Source organism: Neisseria bergeri, assembly GCA_003044455.1.
GTDB lineage: Bacteria > Pseudomonadota > Gammaproteobacteria > Burkholderiales > Neisseriaceae > Neisseria > Neisseria bergeri.
Genome location: POWY01000004.1, coordinates 142,926 through 165,576, shown reverse-complemented (window position 1 = coordinate 165,576; position 22,651 = coordinate 142,926). Strand labels below are relative to the sequence as shown.

At 50.4% G+C, this 22,651-nt stretch carries 21 protein-coding genes; 16 read left to right on the top strand and 5 right to left on the bottom strand.

The features are described 5' to 3' along the window. Nucleotides 1-43 precede the first annotated feature (43 nt). The 3 genes from DBY86_RS06305 to metX form a co-directional block, all read right to left on the bottom strand. A complete protein-coding gene (locus DBY86_RS06305) occupies nucleotides 44-880 on the bottom strand; it encodes an NMB0938 family lipoprotein (RefSeq protein WP_107819324.1) in 837 nt (278 codons plus the stop codon). Between the two features lie 116 nt (nucleotides 881-996). Beyond that, nucleotides 997-1,578 (bottom strand): methionine biosynthesis protein MetW, encoded by a 582-nt coding sequence (metW, locus tag DBY86_RS06300; RefSeq protein ID WP_039405916.1) that lies wholly within the window; start codon nucleotides 1,576-1,578, stop codon nucleotides 997-999. Then, entirely contained in the window at nucleotides 1,575-2,714 is a 1,140-nt protein-coding gene (gene metX, locus DBY86_RS06295; RefSeq protein WP_070602130.1) for a homoserine O-succinyltransferase MetX, read from the bottom strand. The genes metW and metX overlap by 4 nt, the downstream gene beginning before the upstream one ends. A gap of 157 nt (nucleotides 2,715-2,871) precedes the next feature. Between metX and DBY86_RS13345 the strand changes: the two genes are divergently transcribed. After that, nucleotides 2,872-3,072, top strand: coding sequence for a protein MIGRI (locus DBY86_RS13345; protein ID WP_003675061.1), 201 nt, complete (start codon nucleotides 2,872-2,874; stop codon nucleotides 3,070-3,072). Nucleotides 3,073-3,179: 107 nt separating this feature from the next. On the opposite strand, the gene ykgO is transcribed toward DBY86_RS13345, so the two are convergent. Together ykgO and DBY86_RS06280 are read right to left on the bottom strand one after the other, a co-directional pair. Continuing rightward, nucleotides 3,180-3,305, bottom strand: a complete 126-nt coding sequence (gene ykgO, locus DBY86_RS06285; RefSeq protein ID WP_002213788.1) for a type B 50S ribosomal protein L36 — start codon at nucleotides 3,303-3,305, stop codon at nucleotides 3,180-3,182. Next, the gene (locus tag DBY86_RS06280; protein WP_002217400.1) at nucleotides 3,305-3,580 is read right to left on the bottom strand and encodes a type B 50S ribosomal protein L31; all 276 of its coding nucleotides are present in this window, start codon (nucleotides 3,578-3,580) and stop codon (nucleotides 3,305-3,307) included. Before DBY86_RS06280 ends, ykgO begins: the two co-directional genes overlap by 1 nt. 198 nt (nucleotides 3,581-3,778) lie before the next feature. Here DBY86_RS06280 and metF point away from each other — a divergent pair, with 198 nt between their 5' ends. The 15 genes from metF to sucC all read left to right on the top strand — a co-directional run bounded on the left by metF (nucleotide 3,779) and on the right by sucC (nucleotide 22,641). Then, the gene (gene metF / locus DBY86_RS06275) at nucleotides 3,779-4,657 is read left to right on the top strand and encodes a methylenetetrahydrofolate reductase (protein WP_002217399.1); all 879 of its coding nucleotides are present in this window, start codon (nucleotides 3,779-3,781) and stop codon (nucleotides 4,655-4,657) included. A gap of 135 nt (nucleotides 4,658-4,792) precedes the next feature. After that, nucleotides 4,793-7,069, top strand: a complete 2,277-nt coding sequence (metE, locus tag DBY86_RS06270) for a 5-methyltetrahydropteroyltriglutamate--homocysteine S-methyltransferase (protein WP_107819323.1) — start codon at nucleotides 4,793-4,795, stop codon at nucleotides 7,067-7,069. Nucleotides 7,070-7,344: 275 nt separating this feature from the next. After that, the gene (locus DBY86_RS06265) at nucleotides 7,345-8,082 is read left to right on the top strand and encodes a redoxin family protein (protein WP_009173396.1); all 738 of its coding nucleotides are present in this window, start codon (nucleotides 7,345-7,347) and stop codon (nucleotides 8,080-8,082) included. A 248-nt stretch (nucleotides 8,083-8,330) separates the two neighbouring features. Then, nucleotides 8,331-9,734, top strand: coding sequence for a dihydrolipoyl dehydrogenase (locus tag DBY86_RS06260; RefSeq protein ID WP_107819322.1), 1,404 nt, complete (start codon nucleotides 8,331-8,333; stop codon nucleotides 9,732-9,734). 282 nt (nucleotides 9,735-10,016) lie between these two features. Beyond that, nucleotides 10,017-10,394, top strand: coding sequence for a succinate dehydrogenase, cytochrome b556 subunit (gene sdhC / locus DBY86_RS06250; protein WP_107819321.1), 378 nt, complete (start codon nucleotides 10,017-10,019; stop codon nucleotides 10,392-10,394). Continuing rightward, nucleotides 10,388-10,729 (top strand): succinate dehydrogenase, hydrophobic membrane anchor protein, encoded by a 342-nt coding sequence (sdhD, locus tag DBY86_RS06245; RefSeq protein ID WP_019272849.1) that lies wholly within the window; start codon nucleotides 10,388-10,390, stop codon nucleotides 10,727-10,729. Before sdhC ends, sdhD begins: the two co-directional genes overlap by 7 nt. Nucleotides 10,730-10,731: 2 nt before the next feature. Beyond that, the gene (gene sdhA, locus DBY86_RS06240; protein ID WP_107819320.1) at nucleotides 10,732-12,495 is read left to right on the top strand and encodes a succinate dehydrogenase flavoprotein subunit; all 1,764 of its coding nucleotides are present in this window, start codon (nucleotides 10,732-10,734) and stop codon (nucleotides 12,493-12,495) included. Between the two features lie 119 nt (nucleotides 12,496-12,614). Next, the gene (locus tag DBY86_RS06235; RefSeq protein ID WP_003678833.1) at nucleotides 12,615-13,322 is read left to right on the top strand and encodes a succinate dehydrogenase iron-sulfur subunit; all 708 of its coding nucleotides are present in this window, start codon (nucleotides 12,615-12,617) and stop codon (nucleotides 13,320-13,322) included. 3 nt (nucleotides 13,323-13,325) lie between these two features. Next, nucleotides 13,326-13,574: an FAD assembly factor SdhE gene (locus tag DBY86_RS06230; protein ID WP_107819319.1), complete on the top strand. Its 249-nt coding sequence runs from the start codon at nucleotides 13,326-13,328 to the stop codon at nucleotides 13,572-13,574. A 111-nt stretch (nucleotides 13,575-13,685) separates the two neighbouring features. Beyond that, nucleotides 13,686-14,969 (top strand): citrate synthase, encoded by a 1,284-nt coding sequence (gene gltA / locus DBY86_RS06220; protein WP_107819318.1) that lies wholly within the window; start codon nucleotides 13,686-13,688, stop codon nucleotides 14,967-14,969. A gap of 204 nt (nucleotides 14,970-15,173) precedes the next feature. Beyond that, nucleotides 15,174-18,002 carry a 2-oxoglutarate dehydrogenase E1 component gene (locus DBY86_RS06215; protein WP_107819317.1) on the top strand — a complete coding sequence of 943 codons (2,829 nt, stop codon included), beginning with the start codon at nucleotides 15,174-15,176 and terminating at the stop codon, nucleotides 18,000-18,002. 99 nt (nucleotides 18,003-18,101) lie between these two features. Beyond that, nucleotides 18,102-19,298, top strand: a complete 1,197-nt coding sequence (odhB, locus tag DBY86_RS06210) for a 2-oxoglutarate dehydrogenase complex dihydrolipoyllysine-residue succinyltransferase (protein ID WP_107819316.1) — start codon at nucleotides 18,102-18,104, stop codon at nucleotides 19,296-19,298. A gap of 259 nt (nucleotides 19,299-19,557) precedes the next feature. Continuing rightward, nucleotides 19,558-20,991 (top strand): dihydrolipoyl dehydrogenase, encoded by a 1,434-nt coding sequence (lpdA, locus tag DBY86_RS06200; RefSeq protein WP_107819314.1) that lies wholly within the window; start codon nucleotides 19,558-19,560, stop codon nucleotides 20,989-20,991. Nucleotides 20,992-21,115: 124 nt separating this feature from the next. After that, on the top strand, nucleotides 21,116-21,406 hold the full coding sequence (locus DBY86_RS06195) for a hypothetical protein (protein ID WP_003709820.1): 291 nt from the start codon (nucleotides 21,116-21,118) through the stop codon (nucleotides 21,404-21,406). A gap of 68 nt (nucleotides 21,407-21,474) precedes the next feature. Next, nucleotides 21,475-22,641, top strand: a complete 1,167-nt coding sequence (gene sucC, locus DBY86_RS06190; RefSeq protein WP_107819313.1) for an ADP-forming succinate--CoA ligase subunit beta — start codon at nucleotides 21,475-21,477, stop codon at nucleotides 22,639-22,641. Nucleotides 22,642-22,651: the final 10 nt, after the last annotated feature.

Below are 22,651 nucleotides of genomic sequence, written 5' to 3'. Positions count from 1 at the left end.
GCATTGAAAAATGCCGTCTGAAAACGTTTCAGACGGCATTTTTTTATCTTCGCCCCAAGTTTGGATTGAAGTAGATATTTTTTTCGTAAACGACAATACGCGTGATTTTGCCATTTTCGTCAAAATGGATGTCTAAAAACGGTTTGTCGGGATTGCGTTCACGGTTGGACAGCCGGAAGAGTGATTGGTTTTCAAGCATTTCTCCGTGTATTTTCAGATAGCCGGGCAATTGGCCGATGTATTGGAAATTGCCGCCAAGTCCGTTGTTGTGCCGGCTCAAATAGGAAGATGTTGCCGAAACTTCAAAATAACGTGCGCGTTTCGGTTCCTCGCCTTGTCCGCGGGTTTCTTGACTGCCCTGTGTCAGCAGCAGCGTCGCTTCTCGGAGGCGGCGTTCCTGTTCCATTATGGCATCTTGTGCCTGCCGGCTGATAGTGCGCGTTCCGTAATGCAAGTCTTCAATTGCCTGTATGATTTTCTGATGGTAGTCGGGATCTTCAGGGCTGATGTCGGGAAACAGCAGCCGCTGTATGTTGTCATAGCCGCCGCCGGGTAAGCCGAAACGGGTTTCCAGTTCGTGATGGGAAAGGGCAAACAGACAGTCCGAGTCGATGTGTTCGGCGATTTGTTGCATGAGATCGTCAATGCCGGTGGTGCGGTGTAAGTCGGTGCAATTTGAAGGAGGCGAGCTTTCTGCTTGCTTGACGTTATCAGGGGCGGATGCAGCCGGTTCCAAATCGGATTGGGGCGAAGCGGCAGATGCTGGGGACGGAGCGGTGGATGCGCCGATTTCTTTTGTTTTATCTTCTTTGCTCGGGGAACACGCGGTCAGCATCATGGCGGCAAGCAATAAGGGAAGTGATGACGTTTTGTTTTTCATTCTATTGTTTCCAATATTAAAAAGGCCGTCTGAAATCTGCCGTTTCATTTTTCAGACGGCCTGTTGTTAATAGAACCGAAGAACCTTGTTATTGCCAACAAGGTGCTCAACCCATCTTACCCGACGCGGTAAAACGCCAAGCTACCCAACAGGTTGGGGAAATGTTTGACCTGTTTGTTACCCGTCATGACCGCGCGCTCGAGGACGCGGATTTTGTTTTTGGCGCACAATAAATCAAAGTCTTTGAGCGTACACCAATGGATATTCGGCGTGTCGTACCAATGGTAGGGCATGCGCTCGGAAACCGGCATATGACCGCCGATGGCGATTTGGAAGCGGTTGCGCCAGTAGCCGAAATTCGGGAAGCTGACAATCGCCTGTTTCGCCACGCGCATGAGACAGCGCAGGATTTTTTCGGTATTCTGCATGGCTTGGATGGTTTGGCTCAAAACGATAACGTCAAACGTCTGGTCGCCAAATTCTGCCAAACCCTGCTCCAAATCGGCTTGGATGACGTTTACGCCGCGCGACATGGCGGAGATGACGCTGTCGGTGTCGATTTCGATGCCGTAGCCGCTGCATTTTTTGTGCTCCACCAAAGCCGCCAGCAATTCGCCGTCGCCGCAGCCCAAGTCCAAGACGCGGCTGCCTTCGGGAATCCAGTCGTAAATCAACTGCAAATCGTCGCGCAAATTCATGATCGGCAATCCTTGTCAACATTGTTCATATAAACCGCTACGGCGCGCATATAGGCTTCGTCTTCCATCAAAAAGGCGTCATGGCCGTGGTTGGATTTGACTTCGATATACTGCACCGGCTTGTGCGCGGCAATCAGCGCTTTGACCAGCTCTTTGGAACGTGCGGGCGAAAAACGCCAGTCGGTGCTGAAGCTGGCGACAAAAAATTTCGCTTTCACATTTTGCAGGGCGCGGATCAAGCTATCACCGAAATCCGCCGCCGGATCGAAATAGTCCAAAGCTTTGGTCATCAGCAGATAAGTGTTGGCGTCGAACCGTCCGACGAATTTGTCGCCCTGATAACGCAGATAGGATTCCACTTCAAATTCAACGCCGTAGCCGTATTGATAACCGTTTGAACGCAAATCGCGTCCGAATTTTTTGCCCAAACCGTCTTCGGCAAGATAAGTGATGTGCCCCATCATTCGGGCAATCCGCAAGCCCCGTGCGGGAACGGTATTGTGGCTGCGGTAATGTCCTTCGTTGAAATCGGGGTCGGTCAAAATCGCCTGACGTGCTACATCGTTGAACGCGATATTTTGCGTCGAGAGTTTCGGCGCAGATGCAATCACTAAGGCATGGCGCACGCGCTCGGGATAGGAAATCGTCCATTGCAAAGCCTGCATACCGCCCAAGCTGCCGCCGACAATCGCCGCCCATTGTTCGATGCCGAGATAATCGGCAAGCGCGGCTTGGGATTTTACCCAGTCCTTTACCGTAACCACCGGAAAATCCGCGCCGTATTCCCTGCCCGTTTCAGGATTGATCGACAAAGGCCCGCTGCTGCCGTCGCAGCCGCCCAGATTGTTCAAACCGACCACGAAAAAACGTTCCGTATCAATCGGTTTGCCGGGACCGACCATATTGTCCCACCAGCCCGCATATTTATCCTCTGCCGAATGCCTGCCCGCAACATGATGGTTGCCCGACAGCGCATGGCAGATTAAAACCGCATTGTTTTTTTCGGCATTCAGCTCGCCGTAGGTTTCAATCATCAGATCGAAACGCGGCAAAGTTTTACCGTTTTCCAAAACCAGCGGCATCTCAAACGGAATTTTTTGGGGCGTTACAATGCCCACTGAGGCACTTTGACTCATATCCTGTTCCAACAAATGCGGCGAAAAGCGTTATTATATAGCAAACGGCATGACTTTTTGACACGGTCGGACAAGCAGCCCGACGCGCTGAAACATCCGTCTCCATGCCGCCGCGCCCGAACCATACTTTTTCAGACGACCTCCCCCGCTTCCCGATATGATAGGCAGACTTTTCCGTATTTTTTTCTTTTTCGCACTTGCCGCGCTGATTATCAACCGCCTCTTCAGCCGCAAGCAAAAACGCGCCCTGCGCGATGTCGCCAAAATCAGCGCATGGGTACTGCTTGGCGCAGCCGCCGCGACACTGTTTTGGTATTTGGTCATGCTGTATTTCAAACACATTCCGGATTCGTATTGACGGAAAAAATGCCGTCTGAAACGCTATTTTTCTGTTTCAGACGGCATATTTGATGAAAAGGGCTTGCGGCAGGGGGGATTTACAACCGAAGCAGGAAGGGCAGGGGGTCAGCGTTGGCGCGCTTTAAAACGCGGATTGCTTTTGCAGATGACGTAAACTTTGCCCCTGCGTCTGACGATTTGGCAGTCGCGGTGGCGTTGTTTGGCAGTTTTGAGTGAAGACAGAACCTGCATTATTTGTCCTTTCTAAACGATGACATGACGGATTGGAAACGTTGGTTGAATTTGCTGGCACGACCTTCGGTGTTGACGTTGCGCTGCTTGCCGGTATAGACGGGATGGGATGCAGAAGAAGTATCCAGCGAAAACAGCGGATATTCTTTGCCATCTGTCCAAACCATCGTTTTTCCGTGTGTTTCGGCACAGGAGCGGATTAACCAGCCTTCATTGGCGCTGCTGTCGAAAAAAAGGACGGTCCGGTAATTGTCAGGATGAATATTCGGTTTCATATATTGCCTTGCTTAGAGTGTTATAACATAACAAACTTTATCATAATTTAGAAGGTTTGTACAAGAAAAGCGTATGGTTTTTGCTAAATATTAAAAATTTTCATCATAAACCTGAAAATTTTGAAATTGACTCATATTCGGTGCAACCTTATCATACCGCCTGAAATGTCATATAAAAGATAACGAAGGTATGCAGATATGAATTACGCAAAAGAAATCAATGCGTTAAACAACAGTCTTTCCGACTTGAAAGGCGACATCAACGTTTCGTTTGAATTTTTTCCACCGAAAAACGAGCAAATGGAAACGATGCTGTGGGATTCCATCCACCGTCTGCAAACCCTGCATCCCAAGTTCGTATCCGTAACCTACGGCGCAAACTCCGGCGAACGCGACCGCACGCACGGCATCGTCAAACGCATCAAACAGGAAACCGGCTTGGAAGCCGCGCCGCACCTGACCGGTATCGACGCATCTCCCGACGAATTGCGCCAAATTGCCAAAGATTATTGGGACAGCGGCATCCGCCGCATTGTCGCCCTGCGTGGCGACGAGCCGCCCGGTTACGAGAAAAAACCGTTTTATGCCGAAGACTTGGTCAAACTCCTGCGCTCCGTCGCCGACTTCGACATCTCTGTAGCAGCATATCCCGAAGTGCATCCCGAAGCGAAATCCGCACAAGCCGACCTGATTAATCTGAAGCGCAAAATCGATGCGGGCGCGAACCACGTCATCACCCAATTTTTCTTTGATGTGGAACGCTACCTGCGCTTCCGCGACCGTTGCGTGATGTTGGGTATTGATGTGGAAATCGTCCCCGGTATTTTGCCTGTTACCAACTTCAAGCAGCTCGGCAAAATGGCGCAAGTAACCAACGTCAAAATCCCAAGCTGGCTGTCGCAAATGTATGAAGGTTTGGACGACGACCAAGGCACGCGCAATCTGGTGGCGGCAAGTATCGCCATCGATATGGTCAAAGTCCTGTCCCGAGAAGGCGTGAAAGATTTCCACTTCTATACGCTCAACCGCAGCGAGCTGACTTACGCCATCTGCCATATTTTAGGCGTGCGCCCTTAAAGCCGAAAACGGCTTCAGACGGCATCCGAGGCCGTCTGAAAAGCAAAACGCCGCCCCATCCGAGCCATTCTGATTTACAATACCGGCCGATTCGGATTGAACCGGTCCTTACAAAATCCAACTGGAGAGTTCAACATGACAACATTACATTTCTCAGGCTTCCCGCGTGTCGGTGCCTTCCGTGAATTAAAATTCGCACAAGAAAAATACTGGCGCAAAGAAATCAGCGAACAAGAGCTGCTCGACGTTGCCAAAGACCTGCGCGAAAAAAACTGGAAACACCAAGCCGCCGCCAACGCCGATTACGTTGCCGTAGGCGATTTCACTTTCTACGACCACATCCTCGACCTGCAAGTCGCTACCGGCGCGATTCCCGCCCGTTTCGGCTTCGACAGCCAAAACCTGTCTTTGGAACAATTCTTCCAACTGGCGCGTGGTAACAAAGACCAATTCGCTATCGAAATGACCAAATGGTTCGACACCAACTATCACTACTTGGTGCCTGAATTCCATGCCGATACCGAATTCAAAGCCAACACCAAACACTACGTTCAACAACTGAAAGAAGCCCAAGCCCTCGGTCTGAAAGCCAAACCGACCATCGTCGGCCCGCTGACCTTCCTGTGGGTCGGTAAAGAAAAAGGCGCAGTCGAATTTAACCGCCTGAGCCTGTTGCAAAAACTGCTGCCTGTTTACGTTGAAATCCTGACTGCTTTGGTTGAAGCCGGTGCCGAATGGATTCAAATCGACGAGCCTGCTTTGGCTGTCGATCTGCCTAAAGAATGGGTGGAAGCCTACAAAGACGTTTACGCTACTTTGAGCAAAGTCAACGCCAAAATCCTGTTGAGCACTTACTTCGGTTCCGTTGCCGAACACGCCGCATTGTTGAAAGCCCTGCCCGTTGACGGCCTGCACATCGACTTGGTACGCGCGCCTGAGCAACTGGACGCGTTCGCCGACTACGATAAAGTCCTGTCTGCCGGCGTGATTGACGGCCGCAACATTTGGCGCGCCAACCTGAACAAAGTTTTGGAAACCGTTGAGCCGCTGCAAGCCAAATTGGGCGAGCGTTTGTGGATTTCCAGCTCTTGCTCGCTGCTGCACACCCCGTTTGACTTGTCAGTTGAAGAAAAACTGAAAGCCAACAAACCCGACCTGTACTCTTGGTTGGCATTCACCCTGCAAAAAACCCAAGAATTGCGCGTTCTGAAAGCCGCATTGAACGAAGGCCGTGATTCTGTTGCTGAAGAACTCGCCGCCAGCCAAGCCGCTGCCGATTCACGCGCCAACAGCAGCGAAATTCACCGTGCAGACGTTGCCAAACGCCTTGCCGACCTGCCTGCCAACGCAGACCAACGCAAATCTCCATTTGCCGACCGTATCAAAGCGCAACAAGCATGGTTGAACCTGCCCCTGCTGCCGACGACCAATATCGGTTCTTTCCCGCAAACCACCGAAATCCGCCAAGCACGTGCAGCCTTCAAAAAAGGCGAACTGTCTGCCGCCGATTACGAAGCCGCGATGAAAAAAGAAATCGCCTTGGTGGTTGAAGAGCAAGAAAAACTGGACTTGGACGTACTGGTACACGGCGAAGCCGAGCGTAACGACATGGTCGAATACTTCGGCGAATTGTTGAGCGGTTTTGCATTCACCCAATACGGCTGGGTACAAAGCTACGGCTCACGCTGCGTTAAACCACCTATCATTTTCGGTGACGTAAGCCGTCCTGAAGCCATGACCGTGGCTTGGTCTACTTACGCACAAAGCCTGACCAAACGCCCGATGAAAGGTATGTTGACCGGCCCTGTAACCATCCTGCAATGGTCTTTCGTCCGCAACGATATTCCGCGCGCTACCGTGTGCAAACAAATCGCACTGGCTCTGAACGACGAAGTATTGGATTTGGAAAAAGCCGGCATCAAAGTCATCCAAATTGACGAACCTGCCATCCGCGAAGGCTTGCCGTTGAAACGCGCCGATTGGGATGCCTACCTGAACTGGGCCGGCGAATCTTTCCGCCTGTCCTCTGCCGATTGCGAAGACAGCACCCAAATCCACACCCATATGTGCTACTCCGAGTTCAACGACATCCTGCCTGCGATTGCTGCAATGGATGCGGACGTGATTACCATCGAAACTTCTCGTTCCGATATGGAACTCTTGACTGCGTTCGGCGAGTTCAAATACCCGAACGACATCGGTCCGGGCGTTTACGACATCCACAGCCCGCGCGTACCGACAGAAGCTGAAGTGGAACACCTGCTGCGTAAAGCCATCGAGGTTGTTCCGGTTGAGCGTCTGTGGGTGAATCCTGACTGCGGCCTGAAAACACGCGGCTGGAAAGAAACTCTGGAACAACTCCAAGTGATGATGAACGTAACCCGCAAACTGCGTGCCGAATTGGCTAAATAAGCAGGGATAACGTGATCGGATGCCGTCTGAATACTTTTCAGACGGCATTTCTGTTTTCAAATGAGCGTAGGGGAGTTTCTAAGAATTTTTCTCAAATAAGACTTGTTTTTTTTAGGCATGGCTTTATATACTGTAAAAGTTGGTCGAGGTTGGTGATTAATAGTTTTGAATAATTAATATTATTTGAACTATAAATTATACAAATCGACTTATTCGGGGTAGAATGCCCAGCGATTCACAATCATTTCTTAAACCTATCTATTAAGGAGCTCAAAATGGCTTTGCAAGATCGTACCGGTCAAAAAGTACCTTCCGTAGTATTCCGCACACGCGTCGGCGACACTTGGAAAGATGTGTCTACTGACGATTTGTTCAAAGGCAAAAAAGTAGTCGTATTCTCCCTGCCCGGTGCATTTACTCCGACTTGTTCTTCTTCACACTTGCCGCGTTACAACGAATTGTTCGGCGCGTTCAAAGAAAACGGCGTTGATGCAATCTACTGCGTATCTGTAAACGATACTTTCGTAATGAACGCTTGGGCTGCCGAAGAAGAATCTGACAACATCTACATGATTCCTGATGGCAACGGCGAATTCACCGAAGGCATGGGCATGCTGGTCGGCAAAGAAGACTTGGGCTTCGGTAAACGCTCTTGGCGTTACTCCATGCTGGTTAACGACGGCGTGGTTGAAAAAATGTTCATCGAACCTGAAGAACCGGGCGATCCTTTCAAAGTGTCTGACGCTGACACTATGTTGAAATTCATCGCTCCTGACTGGAAAGCTCAAGAATCTGTTGCCATCTTCACCAAACCTGGCTGCCAATTCTGCGCTAAAGCTAAAAAAGCTTTGCAAGACAAAGGTCTGTCTTACGAAGAAATCGTATTGGGCAAAGATGCAACCGTTACTTCCGTTCGCGCCATTACCGGCAAGATGACTGCCCCTCAAGTCTTCATCGGCGGTAAATACATCGGCGGCAGCGAAGATTTGGAAGCTTACTTGGCTAAAAACTGATAGCTGTTTGTTTAAGGCGGTTTGATTAAACTGTCTGATATACCGGATAGAGTTATTCGGGCGGTTCTACACTACCGCTCCGAATAACTCTATATTTATAAGAGGATTTGGATATTGTTGCACTCAATCGAAATTTTGTTTTTATTTATCTGAATAATGTTTTTGATTGGGAAAATATTTAAATGCCGTCTGAAACCGATATGTTCTGTGTCGGCAATGTTTCAGACGAAAACGGAAGGACAAAGATTATGAAGAAAATTCAAGCGGATGTCGTCGTAATCGGCGGCGGTACTGCCGGCATGGGCGCGTTTCGCAATGCCCGTTTACATTCGGATAATGTTTACCTGATTGAAAACAATGTGTTCGGCACGACCTGCGCGCGCGTGGGCTGTATGCCTTCCAAACTCTTGATTGCTGCCGCAGAGGCGCGTCATCACGCATTGCATACCGACCCGTTCGGCGTGCATTTGGACAAAGACAGTATCATCGTCAACGGCGAAGAAGTGATGCAGCGCGTCAAATCCGAGCGCGATCGTTTTGTCGGCTTTGTCGTGGCCGATGTGGAAGAATGGCCTGCCGACAAATGCATCATGGGTTCGGCTAGATTTATCGACGAGCATACCGTCCAAATCGACGACCATACCCAAATCACGGCAAAAAGTTTCGTGATTGCTACCGGTTCGCGTCCCATCATCCTGCCGCAGTGGCAGTCTTTGGGCGACCGTTTGATTATCAACGACGACGTTTTCTCATGGGATACGCTGCCTAAGCGCGTTGCCGTGTTCGGACCGGGCGTTATCGGTTTGGAACTGGGTCAGGCATTGCACCGTTTGGGCGTGAAAGTCGAGATTTTCGGCTTGGGCGGCATCATCGGCGGCATTTCCGACCCCGTCGTTTCAGACGAGGCGAAAGCCGTGTTCGGCGAAGAGTTGAAACTGCATCTGGATGCCAAAACCGAGGTCAAACTCGATGCAGACGGCAATGTAGAAGTCCATTGGGAGCAGGACGGCGAAAAAGGCGTATTTGTTGCCGAATATATGCTGGCAGCCGTAGGCCGCCGTCCGAACGTTGACAATATCGGTTTGGAAAACATCAATATCGAAAAAGACGCGCGCGGCGTACCCGTTGCCGATCCGCTGACCATGCAGACCAGTATTCCGCATATCTTCATCGCGGGCGACGCGTCCAATCAACTGCCCCTGCTGCACGAAGCTGCCGATCAAGGCAAGATTGCCGGCGACAACGCGGGTCGCTATCCGAATATCGGCGGCGGTTTGCGCCGCAGCACCATCGGCGTAGTGTTCACCAGTCCGCAAATCGGCTTTGTTGGTTTGAAATACGCGCAGGTTGCCGCGCAATACCAACCCGACGAATTTGTCATTGGAGAAGTATCGTTTAAAAACCAAGGCCGCAGCCGCGTGATGCTGGTAAACAAGGGCCATATGCGCCTGTATGCCGAAAAAGCAACCGGCCGCTTCATCGGTGCAGAAATCGTAGGCCCTGCCGCCGAACATTTGGCGCACCTGTTGGCTTGGGCGCATCAAATGAAGATGACCGTTCCTCAAATGCTGGAGATGCCGTTCTACCATCCTGTTATCGAGGAAGGTCTGCGTACTGCGTTGCGTGATGCCGATGCGAAATTGAAAGCCTGACCGATATGGCAAAACAATGCCGTCTGAAATTTTTTCAGACGGCATTTTATTTTTGAGGATAGGGTTGGAGGTCGGATGCTGATACCGTGTCGGGAAGGGGGCAAAACTAAAAATCTTTCTTTTAATCTGCTGTTTTCACGCGTGTTTGTCAAAATCTATCAGTTTGTTTTTAAAATACACTGTTCAAAATGGGATAAAACAGGTAAATTAACGTTTATGTAACCCAGTGTAGCAATGGGTTTACGGTTTTTGAGTCGATATATAACTACAGAGGAATTGACTATGTCTGTCAAACCGCGTCCTGTTTATCTGGATTTGCCGAACATCCGTCTGCCGATACCCGGGATAGTTTCCATCCTTCACCGCATCAGCGGGGTCGGGCTGTTTATTATGCTGCCTTTCCTGCTGTATTTCCTGTCCGGCACCCTGAGTCAAGAGTCTGCATTTGAAACTTACCGTGCCATTGTTTCCCATCCTTTGGTCAAGCTGGTCTTAATCGGCGTATTGTGGGCTTATCTGCACCATTCCCTTGCCGGTATCCGCTTTTTATTTTTGGATGCGCACAAAGGCCTTGAGCTGAATACTGCACGGAACACCGCTAAATTTGTCTTTGCCGCAGCTTTGGTGCTGACTGTCGTTTTGGGAGTGTTGTTATGGTAGAACGTAAATTGACCGGTGCCCATTACGGTTTGCGCGATTGGGCAATGCAGCGTGCGACTGCGGTTATTATGTTGATTTATACCGTTGCGCTTTTAGTAGTTCTATTTGCCCTGCCTAAAGAATATTCGGCATGGCAGGCATTTTTTAGTCAAACTTGGGTAAAAGTATTTACCCAAGTGAGCTTCATCGCTGTATTTTTGCACGCTTGGGTGGGTATCCGCGATTTGTGGATGGACTATATCAAACCCTTCGGTGTGCGTTTGTTTTTACAGGTTGCCACCATCGTTTGGCTGGTCGGCTGCCTCGTGTATTCAGTTAAAGTGATTTGGGGGTAAGTATGGGTTTTCCTGTTCGCAAGTTTGATGCCGTGATTGTCGGCGGTGGTGGTGCAGGTTTACGCGCAGCCCTCCAATTGTCCAAATCCGGTCTGAATTGTGCCGTTTTGTCTAAAGTGTTCCCGACCCGTTCGCATACTGTAGCGGCGCAGGGCGGTATTTCTGCTTCATTGGGTAATGTGCAGGAAGACCGTTGGGATTGGCATATGTACGATACCGTGAAAGGTTCCGACTGGTTGGGCGACCAAGATGCGATTGAGTTTATGTGTCGCGCTGCGCCTGAAGCCGTAATTGAGTTGGAACACATGGGTATGCCTTTTGACCGTGTGGAAAGTGGCAAAATCTACCAACGTCCTTTCGGCGGACATACTGCCGAACACGGTAAACGCGCGGTAGAGCGTGCATGCGCGGTTGCCGACCGTACAGGTCATGCAATGCTGCATACTTTGTACCAACAAAACGTCCGTGCCAATACGCAATTCTTTGTGGAATGGACGGCGCAAGATTTGATTCGTGATGAGAATGGTGATGTCGTCGGTGTTACCGCCATGGAAATGGAAACCGGCGAAGTTTACATTTTCCATGCTAAAGCCGTGATGTTTGCTACCGGCGGCGGCGGTCGTATTTATGCGTCTTCCACCAATGCCTATATGAATACCGGCGACGGTTTGGGCATTTGCGCTCGTGCAGGTATCCCGTTGGAAGATATGGAATTCTGGCAATTCCACCCGACCGGTGTGGCAGGTGCAGGCGTGTTGATTACCGAAGGCGTACGCGGTGAGGGCGGTATTCTGTTGAATGCCGACGGCGAACGCTTTATGGAACGCTATGCGCCGACCGTAAAAGACTTGGCTTCGCGCGACGTGGTTTCCCGTGCGATGGCGATGGAAATCTATGAAGGTCGCGGCTGCGGTAAAAACAAAGACCACGTCTTGCTGAAAATCGACCATATCGGCGCAGAAAAAATTATGGAAAAACTGCCGGGCATCCGCGAGATTTCCATTCAGTTTGCCGGTATCGATCCGATTAAAGACCCGATTCCGGTTGTGCCGACTACCCACTATATGATGGGCGGCATTCCGACCAATTACCACGGCGAAGTCGTTGTTCCGCAAGGCGGCGAGTACGAAGTGCCTGTAAAAGGTTTGTATGCCGCAGGTGAGTGCGCCTGTGCTTCCGTACACGGTGCGAACCGTTTGGGTACGAACTCCCTGCTGGACTTGGTGGTGTTCGGTAAAGCTGCCGGCGACAGCATGATTAAATTCATCAAAGAACAAAGCGATTGGAAACCTTTGCCTGCGGATGCGGGCGAGCTGACCCGCCAACGTATTGAACGTTTGGACAATCAAACTGATGGCGAAAACGTTGATGCATTGCGTCGCGAACTGCAACGCTCTGTACAACTGCATGCCGGCGTATTCCGTACCGATGAGATTCTGAGCAAAGGCGTTCGAGAAATCATGGCGATTGCCGAGCGCGTGAAACGTACCGAAATCAAAGACAAGAGCAAAGTGTGGAATACCGCGCGTATCGAGGCTTTGGAATTGGACAACCTGATTGAAGTGGCGAAGGCGACTTTGGTGTCTGCCGAAGCGCGTAAGGAATCCCGTGGCGCGCACGCTTCAGACGACCATCCTGAGCGAGATGATGAAAATTGGATGAAACACACCCTGTATCATTCGGACACTAATACCTTGTCTTACAAACCGGTGCATACCAAGCCTTTGAGCGTGGAATACATCAAACCGGCCAAGCGCGTTTATTGATGCGTTTTCAGACGGCCTTCGCCTCAAAGGCCGTTTGAAACCTAACCATACCCACATTGAACTGCTTGAATCCATAATACAAAATCATTGGGCAGTTGATGAGAAAAGGAACACTTCTCATGGAAAAAATGAGTTTTGAAATTTACCGTTACAACCCGGATGTTGATGCCAAGCCTTATATGCAGCGTTACGAGTTGGAATTGGAACCGACCGACGTGAAACTTTTGGACGCTTTGGTGCGCCTGAAAGCGCAAGACGATACCCTGTCTTTCCGTCGTTCCTGCCGCGAAGGGATTTGCGGTTCGGACGGTATGAACATCAACGGCAAAAACGGCTTGGCGTGTCTGACCGATTTACGCAGCCTGAAACAGCCTGTCAAAATCCGCCCGTTGCCCGGTCTGCCTGTCATCCGCGACCTGATTGTGGATATGACCCAGTTCTTCAAACAATACCATTCCATCAAACCTTATGTCGTTAACGACAATCCGATTGATGCGGACAAAGAGCGTCTGCAAACTCAGGAAGAGCGCAAAGAGTTGGACGGCTTGTACGAATGTATTTTGTGCGCCTGCTGTTCGACCGCCTGCCCGTCGTTCTGGTGGAATCCCGACAAATTCGTCGGTCCGTCCGGCTTGCTGAACGCCTACCGCTTCATTGCGGACAGCCGAGATACCATCACCAATGAGCGTTTGGATAATTTGAACGATCCGTACCGTTTGTTCCGCTGCCACACCATTATGAATTGTGTGGACGTATGCCCCAAACACTTGAATCCAACCCGTGCCATCGGCAAGATTAAAGAGATTATGTTGAAGCGGGCCGTTTAAGAAATGATGGTTTTTGACGATATTGCCAAACGGAAAATCCGTTTTCAAACCCGCCGGGGATTGTTGGAATTAGATTTAATCTTCGGCAGGTTTATGGAAAAAGAATTCGAGCATTTGAGCGATAAAGAGCTGTCTGAGTTTTCCGAAATCCTTGAATTTCAAGATCAAGAATTGCTTGCCTTGATTAACGGGCATTCGGCAACGGACAAAGGGCACCTTATCCCGATGCTTGAAAAAATCAGACGGGCATGAGGCATCCGAAATCTGCCTGAGGGCAGATTTCAAAATGCAAAGGCCGTCTGAAGGCAAAGAACGTGCTGCGGATGCAGCAACGTGGGTTACAACTTGCAAAGGAGCGATAATATGTCCAAATCAATCAAACTCAACGTACCGGGTCAGGCTAGCTTGAATCTGTCGGTATTGGAAGCCAGCATCGGGCATGATGTGGTTGACATTCGGGGGCTGACAAAAAATACAGGTTTGTTTTCATTTGATCCCGGATTTGTTTCAACCGCAAGCTGTGAGTCTAAAATTACTTACATCGACGGCGATCAAGGCTTGCTTTATTATCGCGGATACCCCATCGAGCAGCTGGCCGAAAAGTCCGATTATTTGGAAGTCTGCTACCTGTTGATTTACGGCGAACTGCCGACTCCCGAGCAAAAGGCAGAATTTGACAATACCGTCAGCCGCCACACGATGGTGCATGAACAGCTGACTTGGTTCTTCCGGGGTTTCCGCCGCGACGCACATCCGATGGCGATGATGGTCGGCGTGGTCGGCGCGCTGTCTGCGTTCTACCAAGACAGCTTGGACATTACCAATCCCGAACACCGCAAAATCGCGATTTACCGCCTGATTTCCAAAATCCCAACCATTGCGGCAATGTGCTACCGCTATTCAAACGGTCTGCCGTTCAATTATCCGAAGAATAATCTTTCTTATTCTGAAAACTTCCTTCATATGATGTTCGCCACGCCGTGTGAAGACTACAAACCCAATCCCGTTTTGGCACGCGCGCTCGACCGCATCTTTATTTTGCATGCCGACCACGAGCAAAACGCCTCAACTTCAACCGTCCGTCTGGCAGGGTCTTCGGGTGCGAACCCGTTTGCCTGTATTGCTGCCGGTATCGCCTGCCTGTGGGGTGCTTCGCACGGCGGTGCGAACGAAGCCGTGTTGAAAATGCTGGACGAAATCGGCGATGTGTCCAATGTTGCCGAATATATGGAAGGCGTGAAACAGCGAAAATACCGCCTGATGGGCTTCGGACACCGCGTATACCGCAATATGGATCCGCGTGCCAGCATTATGCGCGAAACCTGCTATGAAGTTTTGAAAGAATTAGGTCTGGAAGACAGTCCGAAATTCAAACTGGCGATGGAATTGGAACAGATTGCGCTGAAAGACCCGTTCTTTATCGAACGCAAACTGTATCCCAATGTCGATTTCTATTCCGGCATCGTCCTGTCCGCGCTGGGCATACCGACCGAAATGTTTACCGTCATCTTCGCCCTGTCGCGCAGCGTGGGCTGGATTTCGCACTGGCACGAGATGATTAGCGATCCTTCGCTGAAAATCGGCCGTCCCCGCCAGCTTTATACCGGTTCGGAACGCCGCGATTATGTGCCGGCAGGCGAGAGGTAACATACATTAATATATTGTCAAACAGGCAATATCAGAGAACCGGATTGTTTCCCGAATCCGTCTGATTGTAGTCGGATGAAATCAATGCAAGCAATCCGGTTTAAAATAGGGTAGAATAAAATGTCTTTTCAGACGGCATCAGTTCCGCCGTCAGGACGCGGATTTCTACCCTTTGTTTATATTTTAAAGAAAAGAGCGCACGCCATGATGGACGAAAAACTCAATTTCTCTTACCTGTTCGGTTCGAACGCACCCTACATTGAGGAATTGTACGAGGCTTTTTTGGAAAACCCCGATGCGGTTGATGAAAAATGGAAGCAGTATTTCACCGATTTGAGCAAACAGCCGGGGACGGTTGCTGTCGATGTCGCACACACCCCGATACGCGAATCATTTGTTACTTTGGCGAAAAAGAAAATTGCATCTGCCGTTGCGGGCGGTGCGGATGAGGCAATGCTGAAAAAGCAAGTCAGCGTTTTACGGCTGATTTCCGCCTATCGTATCCAAGGCGTGGGTGCGGCACGGCTCGATCCGCTCAAACGTATCCCTCCGCGCGACATTGAAGCCCTCGATCCGAAATTCCACGGTCTGTCTGATGCCGATATGGCGCTTCAATTCAATATGGGCGAGGGTGATTTTGCCAATCGCGGCAAGCTGCCCTTGTCCCAAATCATCAGCAACCTCAAACAAACCTACTGCGGCCACATCGCATTGGAATATATCTATATTCCCAATACCGAAGAGCGTCGTTGGGTACGCAACTATTTTGAAAGCGTATTGTCCACACCGCATTACAATGCCGATCAAAAACGCCGTATCTTGAAAGAGATGACTGCTGCCGAAACTTTGGAGCGTTATCTGCATACCAAATATGTCGGTCAAAAACGCTTTGGTGTCGAAGGCGGCGAAAGCGCGATTGCCGGTTTGAACTACCTGATTCAAAACGCCGGTAAAGACGGCGTGGAAGAAGTTATCATCGGTATGGCACACCGTGGTCGTCTGAATGTTTTGGTGAACATTTTGGGTAAAAAACCCGGCGATTTGTTCGCTGAGTTTGAAGGTCGTGCCGAAATCAAACTGCCCAGCGGCGACGTGAAATACCATATGGGCTTCAGCTCCGATATTGCCACCCCTCACGGCCCGATGCACGTTTCTTTGGCGTTCAACCCGTCACACTTGGAAATCGTCAATCCGGTGGTGGAAGGTTCTGCGCGCGCCAAACAAAAACGTTTGGGCGAAAACGGCCGCGACAAAGTCTTGCCGGTATTGATTCACGGCGATTCCGCATTTATCGGTTTGGGTGTTAATCAAGCAACATTCAACCTGTCTAAAACGCGCGGTTATACCACCGGCGGTACGGTTCACATCGTGATCAACAACCAAATCGGTTTTACCACTTCGGATATCCGCGATACCCGTTCTACCGTACACTGTACCGATATCGCGAAAATGGTTTCCGCTCCGGTTATCCACGTGAACGGCGATGACCCTGAACGCGTTTGCTTTGCCATTCAAGCCGCTTTGGATTACCGCAAAAAATTCCATAAAGACATCGTGATCGACGTTGTCTGCTACCGTAAATGGGGCCACAACGAGGGCGATGATCCGACCCTGACCCAACCAATGATGTACAAAAAAGTATCGCAACACCCGGGTGCGCGTGCTTTGTACACCGAGCAACTGATTGCCGAAGGCGTGGTAACTCAAGCCGAGGCTGACGGTTACATCCAAGCCTACCGTGATGCTTTGGACAAAGGCGAACACGTCGAACAAACAACGTTGAGCAATTTCCAACGTACACAAATCGACTGGAGCAAATACCAAGGCAAAGATTGGCGCGAACACATCGAAACCGGTTTGCCTGCCGCAGACATCGAGCGTCTTACCCAAAAATTTACCGCCGTACCGGAAGGCTTTGCCCTGCATCCGACTGCAAAACGTGTGATTGAAGCGCGTAAGGCAATGGCATCCGGCAAACAGCCTATCGACTGGGGTATGGCGGAAACCCTCGCATACGCCAGCCTTGTAACCAAAGGTCACGGCGTGCGTATTTCCGGTGAGGACTCCGGCCGCGGTACATTCTCACACCGCCATGCCGTTCTGCACGATCAAAAACGCGAAAAATGGGACGACGGTACTTATGTTCCTCTGCGCCATATGGGCGAAGGAATGGGCGAGTTTCTGGTTATCGACTCTATCTTGAATGAAGAGGCCGTAATGGCGTTCGAGTACGGCTTTGCCTGCTCCGCACCTGACAAACTGACCATTTGGGAAGCTCAATTCGGTGATTTTGCCAATGGCGCGCAAGTGACTATTGACCAATTCCTGTCTTCAGGCGAAACCAAATGGGGTCGGTTGTGCGGTCTGACTACCATCCTGCCGCACGGTTACGACGGTCAAGGTCCTGAGCACTCTTCTGCACGCGTAGAACGTTGGTTGCAACTGTGTTCTGAGAACAATATGCAAGTCATCATGCCGTCTGAAGCGTCGCAAATGTTCCACCTCTTGCAACGCCAAGTCTTGGGTTCATACCGCAAACCGCTAGTGATTTTCATGTCCAAACGCCTGTTGCGCTTCAAAGGTGCAATGAGCCCGCTGGAAAACTTCACCGAAGGTTCGACTTTCCGTCCGGTTATCGGCGATACTGCCGAACGCGCAAGCAACGACAGCGTGAAACGCGTAGTCTTGTGTGCCGGCCAGGTTTACTATGACTTGGAAGCAGGCCGTGCCGAGCGTAAACTGGAAGATGATGTTGCTATCGTCCGCGTTGAGCAGCTGTATCCGTTCCCATACGACGAGGTTAAAGCTGAACTGGCGAAATATCCGAACGCAAAATCTGTGGTTTGGGCGCAAGAAGAGCCGAAAAACCAAGGCGCGTTCTACCAAATCCGCCACCGCATCGAAGGCGTTATCAGCGAAGGGCAAAAACTGTCTTATGCCGGTCGTCCAAGCAGCGCATCGCCTGCAGTGGGCTACTCAAGCAAACACATTGCCCAATTGAAACAATTGGTTGAAGACGCTTTGGCGTTGTAAGCCTAGCGGCATTCCGTCTGAGGCTGCTCAGGCGGAATGCCCATATGCAGAATGAAAAACACACAACAGGCCGTCTGAAAGGGCCATTGGAGACACAAAATGATTATTGATGTAAAAGTACCTATGCTGTCTGAAAGCGTATCTGAAGGCACGCTCTTGGAATGGAAGAAAAAAGTTGGCGAAGCAGTTGCCCGTGACGAAATCCTGATCGATATCGAAACTGACAAAGTGGTTTTGGAAGTACCTTCTCCACAAGCCGGCGTATTGGTTGAAATCGTAGTGCAAGACGGTGAAACCGTTGTTGCCGACCAAGTTTTGGCCCGTATCGATACAGCTGCTACTGCCGCTGCTGAAGCACCTGCCGCCGCTCCTGCCGAAGCTGCCCCATCCGCTGCTCCAGCTGCCGCACAAAACAACGCCGCTATGCCTGCCGCTGCCAAACTGGCTGCCGAGACCGGTGTTGACGTGAACGCATTGCAAGGTTCCGGCCGTGACGGTCGCGTATTGAAAGAAGACGTACAAAATGCCGCTGCCAAACCTGCCGCTGCCAAACCTGCCGCAGCCGCGGTTCCTGCCGTTGCACTTCCTGCCGGCGCACGTCCTGAAGAACGCGTACCAATGAGCCGCTTGCGTGCCCGTGTTGCAGAACGCCTCTTGGCTTCTCAACAAGAAAACGCCATTCTGACTACATTCAACGAAGTCAACATGAAACCAATCATGGACTTGCGTGCGAAGTACAAAGAAAAATTCGAGAAAGAACACGGCGTGAAATTGGGCTTTATGTCCTTCTTCGTTAAAGCCGCTGTTGCCGCCCTGAAAAAATACCCGGTTGTGAATGCTTCTGTTGACGGCAAAGACATCGTTTACCACGGCTACTTCGACATCGGTATCGCAATTGGCAGCCCACGCGGTTTGGTTGTGCCCATCCTGCGCGATGCCGACCAAATGAGTATTGCCGACATCGAACAAGCAATTGTTGATTACGCGAAAAAAGCCAAAGACGGCAAAATCGCTATCGAAGATTTGACCGGCGGTACATTCAGTATTACCAACGGCGGTACTTTCGGTTCTATGATGTCCACCCCGATCATCAACCCGCCTCAATCTGCGATTTTGGGTATGCACGCCACTAAAGAGCGCGCCGTAGTTGAAAACGGCCAAGTTGTTGTCCGTCCAATGATGTATCTGGCTCTGTCTTACGACCACCGTATCATCGACGGCCGCGAAGCTGTATTGACCTTGGTAGCCATTAAAGACGCGTTGGAAGACCCAGCCCGCCTGTTGTTGGATCTGTAATCGTTTCAGACGGCCTTTTATTTATTAATGAAAAGGCCGTCTGAAATTTTATTTAGATGTAGCGTAATGTAGTATCGTGCTACAATAGGCTCAACGAACGATTGAGGCCGTCTGAAACATTTGATTCGAATGAATCGACAGATATGGACTTTCAGACGGTCTTTTCTTAAAACCATCAAAACGCAGTCATTCAAAATAAAAAAGAAACAAAAAGTATCGTTTTTATTTTGAGATACTGCCAAAAGCAAAGGATGACACGATGTCTCAATATGATGTAGTAGTGATTGGTGCAGGCCCGGGCGGATACGTTGCCGCCATCCGTGCCGCGCAACTGGGTTTCAAAACCGCTTGCGTCGATGCAGGCGTCAACAAAGCTGGCGATGCTCCTGCCTTGGGCGGTACTTGCTTGAACGTAGGCTGTATCCCTTCCAAAGCCCTGTTGCAATCCAGCGAACATTTCCACGCTGCGCAACACGAGTTTGCCGAACACGGTATCACTGTCGGCGACGTAAAATTTGACGCGGCCAAAATGATTGAGCGCAAAGATGCCATCGTGACCAAACTGACCGGCGGCGTGAAATTCCTGTTCCAAAAAAACAAAGTAACCAGCCTGTTCGGTACAGCTTCCTTTGCCGGTAAAAACGGCGATGCTTACCAAATCGAAGTCGATAACAAAGGCGAGAAAACCGTTATCGAAGCCAAACACGTCATCGTAGCGACCGGTTCCGTACCGCGTCCACTGCCACAAGTCGCTATCGACAACGTGAACGTATTGGACAACGAAGGCGCATTGAACCTGACCGAAGTGCCTGCCAAACTCGGCGTGATCGGTTCCGGCGTGATTGGTTTGGAAATGGGTTCCGTATGGAACCGCGTGGGTGCGGAAGTTACCATTCTTGAAGCCGCGCCGACCTTCCTGGCTGCCGCCGACCAACAAATCGCCAAAGAAGCCTTCAAATACTTCACCAAAGAGCAAGGTCTGAGCATTGAATTAGGCGTGAAAATCGGCGACATCAAGTCTGAAGGCAAAGGTGTTTCCGTTGCTTACGAAACTGCTGCCGGCGAAGCCAAAACCGAAGTATTCGACAAACTGATCGTTGCCATCGGCCGTATTCCAAACACCAAAGGCCTGAACGCGGAAGCCGTAGGCTTGGAAAAAGACGAGCGCGGCTTTATCAAAGTAGATGGCGGATGCCGTACCAACCTGCCTAACGTATGGGCAATCGGCGACGTGGTTCGCGGCCCGATGTTGGCACACAAAGCCAGCGACGAAGGCGTTGCCGTTGCCGAACGCATTGCCGGTCAAAAACCGCATATCGACTTCAACAACGTACCGTTTGTTATTTACACCGACCCTGAAATCGCTTGGGTGGGTAAAACCGAAGAGCAGCTCAAAGCCGAAGGCGTGGAGTACAAAAAAGGTACTTCAGGTTTCGGTGCGAACGGTCGCGCATTGGCCATGGGCAAAGCCAAAGGTACGGTTAAAGTGTTGGCAGATGCCAAAACCGACCGCATCTTGGGCGTACACATGATTGGCCCGGTTGTCAGCGAATTGGTTACCGAAGGTGTGACTGCGCTCGAATTCTTCGCCAGCAGCGAAGACATCGCCCGCATTATCCATGCCCACCCAACCTTGTCCGAAGTGGTTCACGAAGCTGCATTGGCGGCCGACAAACGCGCTTTGCACGGTTGATAGACATTAAGGCCGTCTGAAACTTTTCAGACGGCCTTAAGGCCCCCGACAAATTGAATGTTCCGAGAGCTTCGTTTTCTGATTTATAATTCCGTCAGACAAACAAACAGCATTTACATTCGTTATGAACAAAGAAATAGTCGGTATTTTCTTTATACCGGCGGGCATCATCAGTATGTGTATGGCCGCATTGTGGCAGATGTATGTGATGATGACCGAAACTTATACGCTCAACCGTTTCAAAGATAAAGAATTGGTTTGGCGCGTGGCATTGTTGTTTATCAGTTTCAGCCTTGCCGTTTACCTGCTCTGCCCGAATTCGCGTAAAAAAGGCATCGTCTTTTTTATTCTCGGAGTAGGCGGCGCGGTCATGTATTTGTTGGCGCGGATGTGGCTGCCTTTCAGTAAACAATAGTGCCGTCTGAAAATATAGGATTGTCCGCAGGGCGATTCCTAAGACCCACTCACCTTAAGGAGAAATCCATGAATCTACACGAGTATCAGGCTAAAGAACTGCTGGCTAGCTACGGTTTGCCCGTACAAGGCGGTATTTTGGCACACAACGGCGAAGAAGCCGCTGCAGCTTACGACAAATTGGGCGGCAAATTCGCTGTTGTCAAAGTACAGGTACACGCCGGCGGCCGAGGTAAAGCGGGCGGCGTAAAAGTCGTTAAAAGCCGTGAAGAAGCCAAAGAAGTGGCTGAAAGCCTGATTGGCACCAACTTGGTAACTTACCAAACCGATGCTAACGGCCAACCTGTCAACAGCGTTTTGGTTTGCGAAGATATGTATCCTGTTCAAACCGAGCTGTACTTGGGCGCAGTGGTTGACCGTTCTACCCGCCGCATCACATTCATGGCTTCGACCGAAGGCGGTGTGGAAATCGAAAAAGTTGCTGCCGAAACTCCAGAAAAAATCTTCAAAGTAACCGTTGATCCGCTGGTCGGTCTGCAACCTTGTCAAGCTCGCGAAGTTGCGTTCCAACTGGGCTTGAAAGACAAACAAATCAACGAGTTCGTCAAACTGATGACTGGCGCGTACAAAGCGTTTGTCGACAACGACTTCGCACTGTTTGAAGTAAACCCGCTGGCAGTTCGTGAAAACGGCGCACTGGCTTGCGTGGACGGCAAAATCGGTATCGACAGCAACGCGCTCTACCGCCTGCCGAAAATTGCCGCTTTGCGCGACAAATCTCAAGAAAACGAACGTGAGCTGAAAGCTTCCGAATTCGACCTGAACTATGTTGCCCTGGAAGGCAACATCGGCTGTATGGTGAACGGCGCAGGTTTGGCGATGGCCACTATGGACATCATCAAACTCAAAGGCGGCCAACCTGCCAACTTCTTGGACGTTGGCGGCGGCGCAACCAAAGACCGCGTGGTTGAAGCGTTCAAACTGATTCTGGAAGACAAATCCGTTAAAGGCGTATTGATCAACATCTTCGGCGGTATCGTACGTTGCGACATGATTGCGGAAGCCATCGTGGCAGCCGTTAAAGAAATCAACGTCAACGTTCCTGTCGTTGTTCGTTTGGAAGGTAACAACGCCGAACTCGGCGCGAAAATCCTGAACGAATCAGGTCTGAAACTGACTTCTGCAGACGGCCTGAATGACGCAGCCGAAAAAATTGTTGCAGCCGTAAACGCCTAAGGAGAAAAGA